General features: G+C 60.2%; 12 protein-coding genes and 1 pseudogene. 10 read left to right on the top strand and 3 right to left on the bottom strand.

Features of this window, described 5'->3' with window-relative positions:
* The first annotated feature begins 420 nt into the window (after positions 1–420).
* From XH98_RS13345 to ppsA, 3 genes are all read left to right on the top strand, one after another.
* Entirely contained in the window at positions 421–756 is a 336-nt protein-coding gene (locus XH98_RS13345; RefSeq protein WP_271618863.1) for a hypothetical protein, read from the top strand.
* Between the two features lie 579 nt (positions 757–1,335).
* Positions 1,336–1,557 (top strand): BON domain-containing protein, encoded by a 222-nt coding sequence (locus XH98_RS13340; protein ID WP_271618862.1) that lies wholly within the window; start codon positions 1,336–1,338, stop codon positions 1,555–1,557.
* Positions 1,558–1,675: 118 nt separating this feature from the next.
* Entirely contained in the window at positions 1,676–4,087 is a 2,412-nt protein-coding gene (gene ppsA / locus XH98_RS13335; protein ID WP_271618861.1) for a phosphoenolpyruvate synthase, read from the top strand.
* A 21-nt stretch (positions 4,088–4,108) separates the two neighbouring features.
* On the opposite strand, the gene XH98_RS13330 is transcribed toward ppsA, so the two are convergent.
* On the bottom strand, positions 4,109–5,560 hold the full coding sequence (locus XH98_RS13330; RefSeq protein WP_271618860.1) for an agarase: 1,452 nt from the start codon (positions 5,558–5,560) through the stop codon (positions 4,109–4,111).
* Positions 5,561–5,632: 72 nt separating this feature from the next.
* On the opposite strand from XH98_RS13330, the gene XH98_RS13325 reads away from it, so the two are divergent.
* The 5 genes and pseudogenes from XH98_RS13325 to XH98_RS13305 all read left to right on the top strand — a co-directional run bounded on the left by XH98_RS13325 (position 5,633) and on the right by XH98_RS13305 (position 10,977).
* Positions 5,633–6,967 carry a GH1 family beta-glucosidase gene (locus tag XH98_RS13325; RefSeq protein WP_271618859.1) on the top strand — a complete coding sequence of 445 codons (1,335 nt, stop codon included), beginning with the start codon at positions 5,633–5,635 and terminating at the stop codon, positions 6,965–6,967.
* A pseudogene (gene glk, locus XH98_RS41065) lies at positions 6,964–7,928 on the top strand (glucokinase). The gene XH98_RS13325 and the pseudogene glk overlap by 4 nt, the downstream one beginning before the upstream one ends.
* 1 nt (position 7,929) lies before the next feature.
* On the top strand, positions 7,930–8,880 hold the full coding sequence (locus XH98_RS13315; protein ID WP_271618864.1) for a 1-phosphofructokinase family hexose kinase: 951 nt from the start codon (positions 7,930–7,932) through the stop codon (positions 8,878–8,880).
* 34 nt (positions 8,881–8,914) lie between these two features.
* On the top strand, positions 8,915–9,985 hold the full coding sequence (locus tag XH98_RS13310; RefSeq protein ID WP_271618858.1) for an SbmA/BacA-like family transporter: 1,071 nt from the start codon (positions 8,915–8,917) through the stop codon (positions 9,983–9,985).
* A gap of 26 nt (positions 9,986–10,011) precedes the next feature.
* Positions 10,012–10,977, top strand: a complete 966-nt coding sequence (locus XH98_RS13305; RefSeq protein WP_271618857.1) for a metallophosphoesterase — start codon at positions 10,012–10,014, stop codon at positions 10,975–10,977.
* Here XH98_RS13305 and XH98_RS13300 read toward each other — a convergent pair.
* Positions 10,958–11,446, bottom strand: a complete 489-nt coding sequence (locus XH98_RS13300; protein ID WP_271618856.1) for a CDP-archaeol synthase — start codon at positions 11,444–11,446, stop codon at positions 10,958–10,960. The two genes, XH98_RS13305 and XH98_RS13300, sit on opposite strands and share 20 nt — an antisense overlap.
* 64 nt (positions 11,447–11,510) lie before the next feature.
* The gene (locus tag XH98_RS13295; RefSeq protein ID WP_271618855.1) at positions 11,511–12,077 is read right to left on the bottom strand and encodes a cytochrome b; all 567 of its coding nucleotides are present in this window, start codon (positions 12,075–12,077) and stop codon (positions 11,511–11,513) included.
* 582 nt (positions 12,078–12,659) lie between these two features.
* On the opposite strand from XH98_RS13295, the gene XH98_RS13290 reads away from it, so the two are divergent.
* Complete coding sequence (locus XH98_RS13290; protein ID WP_271618854.1) at positions 12,660–13,088, top strand: hypothetical protein; 429 nt, start codon at positions 12,660–12,662, stop codon at positions 13,086–13,088.
* A 1,277-nt stretch (positions 13,089–14,365) separates the two neighbouring features.
* The gene (locus XH98_RS13285) at positions 14,366–14,677 is read left to right on the top strand and encodes a PilZ domain-containing protein (protein WP_271618853.1); all 312 of its coding nucleotides are present in this window, start codon (positions 14,366–14,368) and stop codon (positions 14,675–14,677) included.
* The last annotated feature ends 210 nt before the right edge of the window (positions 14,678–14,887 follow it).

Below are 14,887 nucleotides of genomic sequence, written 5' to 3'. Positions count from 1 at the left end.
AGTTGAGTTTCTGGAGGACGGCACATAGCGATCTGGGGAGAAGTGTCAAAAGCCATCGACTTAATCCTGGCAAGCTATGTGAAGGTCAGAGACGGCAATCCCTCGAAGCCTATGCTCGCGCACCGGCGCGGGATGCTAGCGCGCCTGGGCCTGGGGGGCTCACCCTAAAGGACAGCATGCCCGACCCCGCCCATAGAAGCAGGGTTCGGAGCCGCACCGCCAAGTGCGCCCGACATTAAGCCGTCACCCCCGACGCCAATGAAGCACGCTGACCAAGCTGTAGCTCCGGAGCGGGCTCTCACGCCCACGGACACGCTGCCAACTGATTTTTGCACAAAAATCCATCCCTTCTCTCCCGGGGGAGCATTTGCCTTTTGCCGCGCGGCGGTGGTTGAATTCCGTCTTCGAGGGAGTTGACGTATGCGGACGCCACACGCCGTTGCCGCGGCATTTATGCTAGCTTTTCAGGTTTATATTGTGCCCGTGTCCGCTATCGCAGCAGCAGATCAAAAGGTGCGTTGCACTATGAGCGCCACGGGGGCTCTCCCTAAGGTCGCGGGCCTCAAGGTCGTGAAATCTGGTACGCGGCCGATGCCGGCCGAGCAACTGGCCAACTGGCGCGGCCAATCGACACCGATCATTGTCGATATCGATACCGACGCGCCCGGCGGCGGACAGCGCTATTCGTACATTTGCGCAAGTGATCCGAAAGGCGGAGCTTTCGTCCAGCGAACATTCACTCCAACAGGGCCGTAAAACATGAACCGGCTTCAAAAATTTATCGAGCAAGGAGCATTTGGCGAGCGGCCCGGCCGCACCGCGTACGCTTTCAATGCTACCGTCTTACCCGAACCGACCAAGGGTCTCGATTGGCGTCCAGTGACCGGGTTCAGCCCCGCTGATGAGATATTAGGAGACCCAGATTTGAAGCAGGTTTTTGCGGCTGCGTTGAAGCATGGCTACGCGGTGGTTACGGCTTCTTAGATTGACAGTCACCCCGGGGTCGCCTGCGAGTGGCACGTTTTAGAGGCTGGTCAGCCGTTCACTGCCAAGGCCACCCACCGAAGCCAACGGGTCTAAATTTCCCAATGGTAGGATGTACCCCTGCAGGACGCCCGCGCCGGACGAGCGACGCTGCAGCCCTTATATGAGATCAGTTTGGCGCAGAGTTCTCTTAGCCCTTTTCCAGCTGACTGGGCAATTTAGAGATCCCGCAAGTCTCATAAGGGCCGCCGCCCCGAATGCCGCAACAACAGAGGCAGTTCCGGCGAAATCTTGCTGGCAACCGCAAGCGCTGACTTTTCATCAGTTTCAAGCGCGATCTTCTGAGCAAGCATGACATCGCCGGCCGCAAAGAAAAATCCGGGAACGAAACACCACCCGACTTTGGCCGGCACATTCAATCTGAAAGCGACGGTGCAGAATGGTGTGATCGATATCTGGGGCTTTGCGCCATCACTCGCCGAACGTACGGCCATTCGCGTTGCCGCGGAAGGGATCCCGGGCGTGATGGCGGTGAATGACCACCTCCTGGAAACTCCAGCCTTCGTATATTGACCTGAAGAAGCAACTGGATTCGCCTCCAGGCGCGGTTGTTTCCGGGCACCGTTGCTAAGCTCTGGAAAATTTGACTTGGCTCAACCCGGAACGTCATGAACCTGCTCTGCTGTAGTTTATGATCGGGTATATTAGATCGTTTGATGAGATCGGATTGGCGGACGTGAGCCTGGTCGGAGGCAAGACCGCCTCGCTGGGAGAACTCTACTCCACCCTCGCCTCACAAGGGATTTCGGTCCCCGACGGCTTTGCGATCACGGCCGACGCCTATCGCGAGGCGCTGTCGCGTGACGGCGCCGCAGGTGCCCTTCGGCAGCTGCTCGACGGGCTGGACAAACGCAAGATCAAGCAGCTTGCCAGCAAGGCCGCGAAAGCTCGCGAGATCATCTACCAGGCGATGGACACACCCCTCCTCCGCGAGCAGATCGTGGAAGCGTACCGGCAGCTCGAGCGCGAATCCGGAACCGACGTTGCCGTGGCCGTACGAAGCTCTGCGACCGCCGAGGATCTGCCAACCGCGAGCTTTGCGGGCCAGCACGAAAGCTATCTCAACGTGCGTGGGCCCGAGGATCTGTTCGAAGCCTGTCGGCGTTGCTTTGCATCCGTCTTCACCGACCGCGCGATCTCCTATCGCATCGACAAGGGCTTCGATCATTTCAAGGTCGCACTCTCCGTCGCCGTCATGAAAATGGTGCGTTCCGATCTTGCGGCCAGCGGCGTCGTCTTCACGCTCGACACTGAATCCGGCTTTCGTGACGTCGTCTTCGTCACAGGCTGCTATGGTCTCGGCGAGACCATCGTTCAGGGCCAAGTCGATCCCGACGAGTTCTACGTTCACAAGCCCACGCTGGGCCAGGGATATCGCTGCGTGTTGCGGCGACGGCTCGGCGCCAAGCAGATCCGTATGATCTATGGCAAACGCGGCGGCGAACATGCGACGCTCACCCGCAAAGTTCCGGAAGCCGAACGCCGGAGATTTTGCGTCTCCGACCCAGAGGTGGTGAGCCTTGCCGAGATCGCAGTGCGGATCGAAGCCCACTACTCGCAACACGCCGGTGCAGCGACGCCGATGGACATCGAATGGGCCAAGGACGGAGCTGACGGCAAGCTCTATATCATTCAAGCCAGGCCCGAAACGGTCGCCTCGCGACGCTCGGCGGACGTCTACGAGACCTACAATCTGAAAGCGCACGGCCCGGTCATCGTCAACGGTCGCGCGGTGGGCGAGAAGATTGCTTCAGGGCGTACGCGCCGCGTCGTGACTGCGCGCGACCTCGCCGCCTTCAAGCCCGGCGAGATCCTGGTGGCTGCGGCGACCAGTCCGGACTGGGAGCCGGTCATGAAGATCGCGGCCGGCATCATCACCGACAAGGGCGGTCGCACCTGCCATGCCGCCATCATCGCACGCGAGCTGGGCATCCCCGCCGTGGTGGGGGCCACTCTCGCGACCGAAAAGATCAAGACCGGGACCGAAGTCACGATCTGCTGCGCTGAAGGCGATGTCGGCAGCGTCTATCAGGGCAAGGCTGGCTTTGACATGACCAGGACGCCGGTGAGCGAGCTGCGCCAGCCGCGCACGGCCATCATGGTGAATGTCGGCACTCCCGAGATGGCGTTCCGCACGGCGATGCAGCCGCAGGCCGGGGTCGGTCTCGCCCGCATGGAATTCATCATCAGCGAGCATATCGGGGTTCACCCGATGGCATTGCTCAAACCGGACAAGGTCAAGTCAGCCAAGGCGCGTGCCACGATCGCGCGCCTGGTGAAGGGCCTCACGAGCCCCGCCGATTTCTTCGTTCAAAGACTGGCGGAAGGGGTCGGTACCATCGCCGCTGCATTCTATCCGAAGCCCGTGATTGTGCGGCTTTCCGATTTCAAGACCAACGAATATGCCAGCTTGATCGGTGGCGAAGGCTTCGAGCCCCGGGAAGAGAATCCGATGCTCGGTTTCCGGGGCGCCTCCCGCTACAGCCATCCTGCCTATGCCGAAGGATTTGCGCTGGAGTGCGCCGCACTCCGCCGGGTGCGGAAGGAGATGGGTCTCTCCAATCTGCGCCTCATGGTGCCGTTCTGCCGCACGGTCGAGGAGGGCCGGCGCGTGATCGCGACGATGGCGGCCAATGGATTGAAGCGCGGCGAAGATGGTCTCCAGATCTACGTCATGTGCGAGATTCCAAATAATGTGATCCAGATCGATGCGTTTGCGGAGCTGTTCGACGGCTTCTCGATCGGCTCCAACGACCTCACCCAGCTCACGCTGGGCGTCGACCGGGACTCCGACATCGTGGCCTTCGATTTCGACGAGCGTGATCCGGGAATGCTGGAGATGTTCCGGCAGGCGGTGGTCGGTGCCAAGCGCAACGGTCGCCATATCGGCATCTGCGGCGAGGCGCCCGCGAACTACCCGGAGATCGCGCGCTATCTGACGGGGCTCGGCATCGACTCCATCAGCGTCAATCCCTCGAGCGTATTTCGGACCATGGCCGCCGTATCGGACGCCGAGGCAGCCCTCCCGAAGTCCGCGTCGTGACGCTTCCGCCCATTGTCGCAATCAGATCGCGGCCGGGACGGCCGCAGCGTGAATACGCTCTGCCGCGGCATTGACCTTGCTCATCATCTGCGTCAGCTCGTCATAAACTTCGTCGTCGATAGTCACTGCGCCGAAATTGGAATCCTCGCCGTCAAAGCGGCCCTCGGCCGGCTGATCGGCATGCTCGAACCAGTGATAGCCGACCACATTCGACTTGCTGAGGGCTGCCGCGACGTAGCCTTCGAAAGCCTGGGCTCGCTCAGTCTGGGTTGGTAGCCGCGGTCCGGCCCCTCTGGAATTCGGCAGGCCCGCATCGTCGCCGCGGAACGAGAATTCCGAGATCAGGCACGGCTTGCCGGTGGCAGTGTAAGCGTCGATGACAGGGCCTGGGTCGAACTCATAGCAATTGAAGGAAACGACATCCAGGTGGCGACCGGCCGCGGCGATCACGCCACTGAGCGGTTGGTATCCGAATCGGGAGCCGAGGACGAGATGATTGGGATCGGCCGCCTTGATTGCCGAGACACACAATTCGAAATACTTGTCGGCCACCACAGCCACAAAGGCATCGCAATCGGCGGAGAACGCCTCGCGAGCGGAATCTGCCAGGTTGGCCTTGGTCTCGAGCGCATCGTTCAAGACGCCAGGCCGGAGCCTGACAAACGGCGCAACGATGTGTTCGATCTTGCCTAGCTCTTCCCATGATCGCGCCCGCGTACGCCAGACCGCATTGAATTGCGCAAACTCTCGATAGTGGGCCTGCAGACTCGTGATCGCGGCAATCCTGCCCGGACGATGAGGTGGCAGGTTCAGAAAGAGCGTCAGAAGCTCGTCAGTACCGCGCCAGTCGGGCGACCAGTAAAGTTCGTTGTCAATGAAGGTACCGAGCAAGCCGGGATCATTGCGCCGAGGCCTGCAGCGTTGATCGGCGCTCATGCGGATATGCGCCGAGAATTCGGGATCGTAGACATCCGGAAAAACCTGATCGCGGCGGTGCAGGCGGAAGGACGCGCCAAGCTCCGCCGTCGGCGCGGTCGCCAGCAATCGCGATCCTTCGCTGGCGACAAGTTCATCCGACCAGCAGCCGACTGTATTGAAATTCCAGCTCGCCAGCCGGTCGGACGCCGCGGCGCGCCAGATGGGCGGGCTGCCGTATTTGGCCATGCAAGCTTTGGCGTAAGGCACGCGATCCGTCTGTCCGACGTGGTCTTGATCGAAGCGGATGTTGTTGACGCCTTTTGAGAGGAAGCGGCCACCATCGGGATCGACCAGCCAAAAAACACCATTGTGCTCGGCGACACGGAAGAAGCCGCTTCCGCTGCGGCCGTCGACGACCCCTCCCCACTTCGTTCTTTGCAACTGCGAACCCCGGCAACCAACCAAGATTGTCAATTCATCGCATGGTCCTCTCCAGGGCTCTTGACCTATCTCAATACCATCCAGCAGCTGCCTGACTATCAATGCGACAGGCATAAGATCCTTGCAATCCAACGGCCGCAACGGCGTGGCAGGGCACAACTGGAGTAAGACCGAGCAGGGTCGTCCATGTCGACAATTCAACTGCCGAACACCGCCAACCTGCGCCCCGGTTTCATCTGGGGAGTTTCCACTTCGAGCTTTCAGATCGAGGGGGCCACGCGCGAGGATGGCCGCGGACCCAGCATCTGGGACATCTACTGCCAAAGCGGCATGATCAAAAATCGCGATACCGGCGACGTCGCGTGTGACCACTATCATCGCTACCGCGAGGATGTGGCCTTGATGAAGATCCTCGGCGTGCAGGCGTACCGGTTCTCGATTGCCTGGCCGCGCATCCTGCCGCAGGGACGCGGCGCAGCCAACGAGGCGGGTCTTTCATTCTACGACAGTCTGATCGACGAGCTCATGGCCGTCGGCATCGAGCCGTGGCTGTGCCTGTACCATTGGGACCTGCCGCAGGCATTGGAGGAGCACGGTGGCTGGCAGAATCGTGAAATTGTGACGTGGTTCGCCGACTATGCGGCTCTGGTCGCGACGCGCTTCGGCGATCGGGTCAAGCGCTTCGCGACGCTCAACGAACCGTCGATGTTCAGCCTGTTCAGCCGATCGCTCGGCAAGCGGGACCGAAGCAGCGAGGACAAGCTGCATCGCATGATCCACCACGTCAATCTTGCGCACGGCGCGGCGGTCGATGTCGTCCGCGCAAAAGTGGCCGACGCCTCGATCGGGTGCATTCACAACAGGCAGCCATGCCGGCCGTCCAGCAGCAGCGAGGCCGATGCAGCCGCCGCGGCACGCCTCGACGTCTACTGGAATAGCGCCTTCCCGGATCCGCAATGTCTTGGCGCATATCCAGCGCAGATGCGGTCAGCGATCGAACCACACCTGCAGCCCGGAGACCTCTCGCGCATCTGCCGTCCAGTCGATTGGTTCGGACTGAACCACTACAGTCCGGTCTATGTAAAGGCGAATCCGGATTCGATGCTGGGCTATGACTTCGGCGATAAGCCCGTCGGCACCGCACTGACGCCGATCGATTGGCCGATCGATCCCAAGGCTTTCGAGGATACGTTGCAGGCCGCTCAGGATCGCTACGGCCTGCCAATCTACGTTCTCGAGAATGGATACGGCAATTTCGACCAGCCTGACGCGACCGGCGCGGTGACTGACACGGGCCGGGTGGAGTTTCTGAGGGACTATATCGACGCGATGAATGCCGCCACCTCTCGTGGCGTCGACGTTCGCGGCTATTTCGTCTGGTCGCTGCTCGACAATTTCGAATGGGACTCCGGATACAGCATTAGGTTCGGCCTGACCTATGTGGATTATGCGTCGCTGCGGCGAACACCCAAATCCTCGTTCGACTGGTATGCAGGACTGATCAAAGCGGGGCGGCCATGATGAAGGCGCGAACCACCCTGCTCGCCGATATCGGAGGGACCAACGCCCGCTTCGCACTCCTCACCGACGGCAAGCTGAGCACGGTCGCGCACACAGCCGTCAACGATCACGGCACCTTTCAGGAGGCGCTCGCCGCTTATCTCGGCGATACGACGGAGGCCGGGACAATTCAGCGCGCAATCCTTGCTGCATCCGGCCCAGTTCAGAACGGCCGCTGCGCACTCACCAACAATCCCTGGGTGATCGATGCAGAGCAATTGCGCGAGGCCTATGGATTTTCGTCGGTGCGCCTGATCAACGACTTCGAAGCGGTCGCGTTGGCGCTACCTCATCCGGCCCGGGCAGTCTTCTGCAACTGGGCGGGCGGGAACGGGTCGTGGGGGCGCCGCTTGCAGCGATCGGTCCGGGCACTGGCCTGGGCATGGCGGTCACCATACCGCACGCCGACGGTCCAATTGTCCTTCCCAGCGAGGGCGGCCATTCCACGATGGCGGGCGGCTCCTTACGCGAGGACGCCGTCATCGCGCATTTGCGGCAACGATTCGGGCATGTTTCGTCTGAGCGCCTGCTGTCTGGCGCCGGCCTGGAAAATCTCCATGATGCTCTTGCGTCACTCGAGGGCGTAACCACTCCGAAACGTCGCGCGGGCGACATCACGCGGGCGGCAATCGATGGGACATGTCCAGTCAGCGCTGCCGCTCTCGAGATGTTTTGCGCGATGCTGGGATCGGTTGCTGGCAATTTTGTACTCGCGATCGGGGCAAGGGGCGGCGTATTCATCGGCGGAGGCATTTTGCCCCATCTGCCCGGCTATCTTGCCGCGTCCCAGTTCCGCATGCGCTTCGAGGCCAAGGGGCGTCTCAGGACATTCCTGCAGCCAATACCGGCCTATCTCATCCTGGATGACGATGTCGCATTCACCGGCCTTCGCGCACTGATGGAGGTCGACGGCCTTGGCTAAGATGCCGCCGATCATCACGCTGACCATCAACCCGGCGGTCGATATCTCGACCTCGGTCAGGAGGATGCTTCCCTTCACCAAAATGCGCTGCGCGGAAGCTCAGCGCGATCCCGGCGGCGGCGGCATCAACGTCGCCAGGGTTCTGACGCGGCTCGGCGTCGACGCGATCGCGGTCTATCCCGCCGGAGGCGCCACCGGGCAAACCCTGGCGGCACTGGTTGAGCACGAATCCGTGCGCAGCATTGTGATTCCGTCCGCCAACGCTACCCGCGAGGACATCACCATCTTCGATGAGACGACCCGAGAGCAGTTTCGTCTGGTCTTTCCGGGCGCCTTGCTCCGCGAATCCGAATGGCAGCAGTGCCTCGAAGCAGTCACGCGCATCAGTTCACAAGCCGGATTTGTCATCGCTAGTGGCAGTCTGCCGTCCGGGGTGCCGGGCGACTTCTACGGACGTTTGGTCAAGGCATCGAGAGGGGTAGCCAAGGTCATTGTGGATACAACCGGCGATGCGCTCAAGGCTGCATTGGAAGCTGGCGTTTATCTCATCAAGCCCAATCTTCACGAGTTTCAGGATCTCGCCGGGATCAGTACCGAGGATGAGCCTTCTCTGCTCGAAGCCGGACGCGGCCTGCTCGATCGCTACCGCATCGAGATCATCGCGCTCTCGCTGGGCTCGCAGGGGGCCCTACTCCTGACGCGCGACATCGCTTTGCGTGCGAATGGCCTCCCGATCGAGCCCGTCAGCGTTTCGGGCGCAGGCGACAGCTTCCTGGGTGCGATGGTGTCGAGCTTTGCACACAGCAACGATCTCGAAGCGGCTCTGCGCTATGGCGTTGCCGGCGGTTCGGCCGCACTACTACGTCCCGGCACAGGGTTATGTATGAGAGAGGATATTCATCGTCTCGCCTCCAGCGTGAAAGTCACTGCTATCGCCGGCCATCATGCCTAGCAACGAGGAATATCAATCTCCCGGGGAGCGCCAATTGCTGCTGCGTTTCTGGAGAAGCGCACGTGGATTTTGGACTGGCAAATCGGCCCGCTGGGCCTGGCTCCTCACCGTGCTGCTCATCGTCACGATTGTTCTGCAACTACTGACCCAGTATGCGCTAAATTTCTGGAACCGAGACTTCTTCAACGCGGTGGGGCGCAAGGATGGGAACCAGCTTGTAATCCAGGCGATGCGATTCGTACCGCTTGCGGCGGCCAGCCTGTCGCTCGCGGTCTTCTCGGTTTGGGGCCGGATGACGCTGCAGCGCAGATGGAGGGCGTGGCTCAGCGATGAGCTTTATCGTTACTGGCTGGAGCGGGATCGCTTGGTACGACTGAACCTCGTGGCGGGAGACTATCAAGCCCCTGAATATCGAATTGCAGAGGATGGCAGAGTGGCAACGGACTTTCCCGTCGACCTCGTTCTCGGGCTTTTTGGCTCCCTCCTGACAGCGGGCACCTTTATCGGCATCCTCTGGGTGGTCGGAGGCAATCTCACCATTGACGCAGCCAGCCTGTCTGTGACCATTCCCGGCTATCTGGTGGTCGCCGTCATTGTCTACTCGCTTGCTGTGGCAGCCACGACGATGTTGATTGGGCGTCGGCTGACCGACGTCATGGAGGAGAACAAGCGGGCTGAAGCCCAGTTGCGAGCCATCGGAACCCATCTGCGTGAAAGCGGAGAGAGCACCCCCGAGGCGAACGGCGAGGATGGAATTCGCAAGATGAACTCCGCTCTCACGGCTGTGATTGCCTCGTGGCTGAAGTATTGCTGGCAACTCATGCGCCTCACGACCATAACCCATACGAATTCGCTGCTGGCGCCGGTGATTGGCCTGCTGCTTTGCACGCCGAAATACGTTGCAGGTACGATGCTCCTCGGCGAGGTCGTTCAGGCGGCGGCAGCGTTTGCCGTGGTCCAGGGCGCCTGCAGCTGGTTCACGGACAACTATCCGCGGCTTGCTGAATGGGCTGCTTCGGCCAATCGCGTCGCATCGCTTCTTCTTGCTCTAGACAAGGTCGATCAATGCCGCGGAGATGACAAGGCAACCTGCACGGGTAATTAGTTTTACCAAACCGGAAGGTCAATCAGGTGGACGATGAAGTGGTATCGAAACTGGAGCAGCGCCTAGGGCGGATCCACGCCCGACAGCGGCTCGGAATCGAAACCGATCATGAAGCCCAGATCTTCGGCCAGGGCCTCAACTTCTTCCATATCGAGAACTGGTACTCCGTTCACTCGTTGATCCGAACGTTTCTGAAGCTGTCCGGGCTTTACTGGCGCGGGCGCCGCAATGCCGAACGCATTACCGTGAAATACAACAGTATCGAATGCGCAAATGTGCCGGTCTTGTTCGACGGCTTCACGATTCTTCACATCAGCGATACGCATGTAGATATGAGCCAGCGCGCCATGCGGCGCCTGATCGAACTGGTCTCAGGCCTGAGCTATGATTTATGCGTCCTGACCGGCGACTATCGTGGCAAGACTTTCGGAGCGTTCGACGCTGCGCTGGAAGGCATGGCGCGGGTGACCGCCAACCTCAAGCAGCCCATTCTCGGGGTGCTCGGCAATCACGACACCATCAGGATGCTGCCCGGTCTGGAGGCGATGGGCATACGCATGCTCCAGAACGAATGCACGAAGATCGCACGCGGCGATCAGGAGATATTCGTCGCAGGGATCGACGACGCGCATTATTTCAGAGTCGACAACATCGAGAAGGTGGGGTCGGAGATCGCGGACGGAGCCTTTTCGATCCTGCTGTCTCACACGCCGGAGATCTACCGACAAGCGGCGCATGCCGGTTTTGACGTGCTGTTGAGCGGACACACGCACGGAGGGCAGATCTGCCTTCCGGGTTCGATCCCCATTACGCTCGATTCGGTGCTGCCGCGTCGGTTGGGAGCCGGCGCCTGGCGCTATCACGATATGGCCGGCTACACCTCCGTGGGCGCAGGATCGAGCGTCGTCGCCGTCCGCTTCAACTGCCCGCCGGAAATTACGCTGCATCGATTGTGCCGACCCGCCGACCGCATCAATAGGGCTGATCCCTGATGCGCAACACGTACAACACGCGGGAAATCGCGAGCTCGCCGACAAAGAACATCAGGACAACCACAAAGATGTCAGCGTAGCTCAGCCCGAGGCTTTCCTGGCAAGCCAGAAGTGGAAACAGCGATTCCGGAACCTGATCCAAACCCAACGCCTGGCTGCTTGGCGGCATATTCAAGCGCCGCTTCAAGAAGCTGGAAAGCAAGTCGCCCACCATTGCGGCGATGGCCACGAGAGCTCCCAACTCGTAAGCGAGTCCAAGGAGGATCCCGCCGACCGCGGTCACGGCGATGGACGCAACGATGCCGCGGACGGTCTTCGAGGCCCCGAATACCGGTCGGCCATCGAAGAGCAGAAGCCCTCCATCCAGAGCGAACGCGAAGCGAGAGCCGAAGATCTTCTTGGCCACGACCGGCGACCCGTTCGCGAGCGTCAACAGAACAATCGAATAGAAAATTGGCATCGCGGCCATTGAGCATCTCGCGGACACCACCGAGGTATGAGCAAGCGGACACGTCTGCGAATCGCAAGACGTCTCAATCTTTGGAGTGGGGCAACATCCGGATGAGGGTCCGGTCCTGAAATACCCAATGATGAACGAGCGCGGCGATCGCGTGAAACGCTGCTATGACCACCAGAGCATGCGCGAGCACTTCGTGCACTTCTTTCACATTGTGGGCAAAGGCCGCATTTCTAAGCCACGGCGACGGAATGGCGGCAAAACCGAACAATGGCAATGCATCACCACGCGCGAACTCAAGCACAATCCCGGCGACTGGCACCGCGACAAGCAGCGCGTAAAGAGCGTAGTGCGCGATTGCGGCGGCAGGATCGCTCCACTTCCCAAGCCAGACCCCAAATTCGGTCGCTTCCGACACAGGCGGTGGATTGATCGCTCGCCAGATCACGCGGGCCACAAGCAGGACGAGAATTGCGATCCCGGCCGCAACATGGATGCCAACGCCGGTCTGACGGGGTTCGCCCTTCGGCAAGACATCGCCAAAAATGCCAAGCGCCCAAGCAACAATGACAAGAATGACCGTCAACCAGTGCAGGGTCTGCGCAATAGCGCCGTAGTCCTTGTCTGAATTGAGTAGCTGCATGTCTGAGGCTTCAATATCCCTAAATGCAGTCCAATTCGTTGAGATCGATCAAGCAAGTCGAGCGGACCGACATCATTGCTAAGTGATTGAAATGCTTGGTACAGGGGAGCGCTACTTACGTCCCCCAACGGGCTTCCGCCGAGTTTTTGGTGTCGGTGGCATAGCCGCCACCCCTCCCCTGCGCAGGGAGTGGCTGAGGGCTAAAATGCCAGGAAAATCAAAGTAGTAACCGGATTGTGTCCTCCGTTGTGTCCCGATCTGACGATCCACAAGGATTTAAGACAAGGCGATAGGAAGCCCGCGCATGTGCCTTTACCCCGCGCATGCAGGCGGCGGCCAACGGAATACTGCATGCGCGGCTGCGGCGCACGCGGTTGATCGTGCGGCGCCAGCTACTTTAGCGAGCTGCTGAATGTCCTCGACGCGCTTCCGGCAACGGACTGCCCGCGTGGCGGGCCCACCACACCAGCGCGAGCCTCCTCAACAATTAGGTCGGAGGTGCTGTCGCTATTTCGATCAAGTTTATAGAAACGAACCCTGAGCCGTGGCGTTAAAATGCTGATTGCCGGTGGAGGACTCACAATGCGCATTTCAGCTTTGGTCGCCATCCTGCTGCTGTCGTCGGGCCTCACTTCTACGGCCGCTCTCGCACAGCAATCGGATAACGCTCCCGGTACTAACCAGCCCCAAACTGCTCCTGTCCAACCAGAACGTACGCCTCAGCAGTCGGACCAAGCGCGCGAGCGCGACCGTCAGAGCGCCGAAGATACGCGTGTCAATCGAGACTGGACAACGCAACAGCGGGATCAGGATCGCATGGGCATGGACCGCATGCGCCAACAACACATGGGGCGCATGATGGAGGACATGGACCATCGCACGACAGGCCGCAACTGGCGAGATGAGATGGACCGTCCCTCGCGATCTTACGATCAGGACCGACCTTACCGTCGGGTAAAGATCTGCTTCGAATACGAGAACGGCGATGAGTTCTGCCGTTATCGGGACTGAGTGGGACCGCCAACTGTCTGCGCAATAAAGCCAGCGGCCCCGGCCCGCCACTTGCAATTCCCGCTCAAGAGCAGCAGCTATGACTAGCGGCCGCAAAAAATATCTTGGCGGGCTTGCCCTCACGCGAAGGTCCGGTCGGGATCAACGTGAACTACCATGCTCTTTCGTCTGATCGCCCTCACGACTACAGCCTCCGCGAAGACGGCCACCAGATCGGCCACATCCGGTTCGATGATCATTTCTTGTTGTGACGGTCACGGTGACGCTGCCCGGTCCACCGTCCGGCTTGGCCGCGAGCCTTGAAAGACGGCTTGGAAAGCGAAGCAGTCACCGGAGCAGCAGTTGGCGTCGGGCGTACGAGCAGATGGCGCTCGCGACCCGGCCGGGACCGTTCGGTGATCAGCGCTCGCCAACTTCATCCACCTTATTCATAGGCGCCTCCGTAGTCGCACGGGTTCGCACTACCTCGGCATCAACGGTGGCCGCATTGCCGAGATCAGCACAGGACAGGGCGGCAGCAGCATCACAGCCTCGCCAGCAGAAGACCTGCCGCCTGCAGGCCCATACATGGCCGGCCGCTCGGCACTCCGCGCTCTTTATTTCAGTTGAACTGGATGCGCGGTTGTAACACCCCGTGCGGCTCGAAGCGCCGCTTCCAGTCGCTCGTTTCTACACCCACGACTGCCAGTAGTTTGCAGATGACGCGACCCACTAAGGATCGTTTGCGATCGACTTGTGTCGCTGCTTTGAGCGGCATGCAAGCCCCGAAGGTCACTTCGATCCGCCTCATCAAGCACGAGGCTGTACCCGACTGGGCAGCTTTGAGGTGCGGTACGGCGATGGTCGGCAGAGCCATTATTTTTATTGGGACGACCTGCCGAGCCGGCGCCTGCGGCCGGAGATGCTGACGCGTAAGGCGGTGGCGCTCGACAAAGCTCGGGAAGGTGCACGGCATTAGCCGGCCACGCCCATTTTATGTGCAACTCTGACGGCGTACGATCTCGTGATGCAATCGCATAACTTTCTCTTAAATGATTTGGATGAAACTCCGTTCATTGAAATTTGTCATGCGCAAGGGGCTGGCGGAGCACCGCTGACCCAGCAGGCTGGTTCAAGTTAGCAGCTCGGATCTGCGTTCATAAGAGTCCCGCGAGTGGCTGTTTGTAGCGTTCTCATTTTTGGCTGTTGTGCTCCCTTACGGATCAAACAGCGCCGGATAAACCGCGCAGGAGGCGTTGCAATTTTTACAAGAATGATTGGTCCCCTGAGAATTGCACATGCTCGGCAACAAGCGAAGATCGGACCGTGTCCGGTTTGACCATAAGCATACCGTCAGGATCATGGGCGTAGATGGGACGTGGCAGCGAAGCTGCATCCTCCTCGACGCTTCAACAACAGGCGCCCAGCTTGAGGTAGAGGGCTCGGTTGAGCCGCTGAAGGCACAGGAATTCTTTCTGGTACTATCGTCTACGGGACTGGCATTTCGACGGTGCGAACTGATTTGGGTTGACGGGACACGCGTTGGCGTTCGGTTTGTTAGCGCCAAGACAAAGAGAAACCCTAAACGGGCGGTTACTGGTTCCCGGTAGGACGGGGCATTGTGCAAAATGGACATGCGAAACTTTACATCCGCGATGTTGGATTGCATTGCGCACTGTGCAACAGAAGCAACGTAACCGTCCGGTGAGGGCCGCGGGATGATCGCGTGGCGCGGTGGCCCGATCAGGCCGCAGACTGAACGGGGGTTCTGTTCCAATCCCAAGGCAGCAGCTCATTGAGCTGACCTTGAGGGGTGCTGG

Source organism: Bradyrhizobium sp. CCBAU 51745 (assembly GCF_028128715.1).
Lineage (GTDB): Bacteria > Pseudomonadota > Alphaproteobacteria > Rhizobiales > Xanthobacteraceae > Bradyrhizobium > Bradyrhizobium manausense.
The sequence above is the reverse complement of the archived record's forward strand: the minus strand, read 5'-3'. Positions and strand labels throughout refer to the sequence as shown.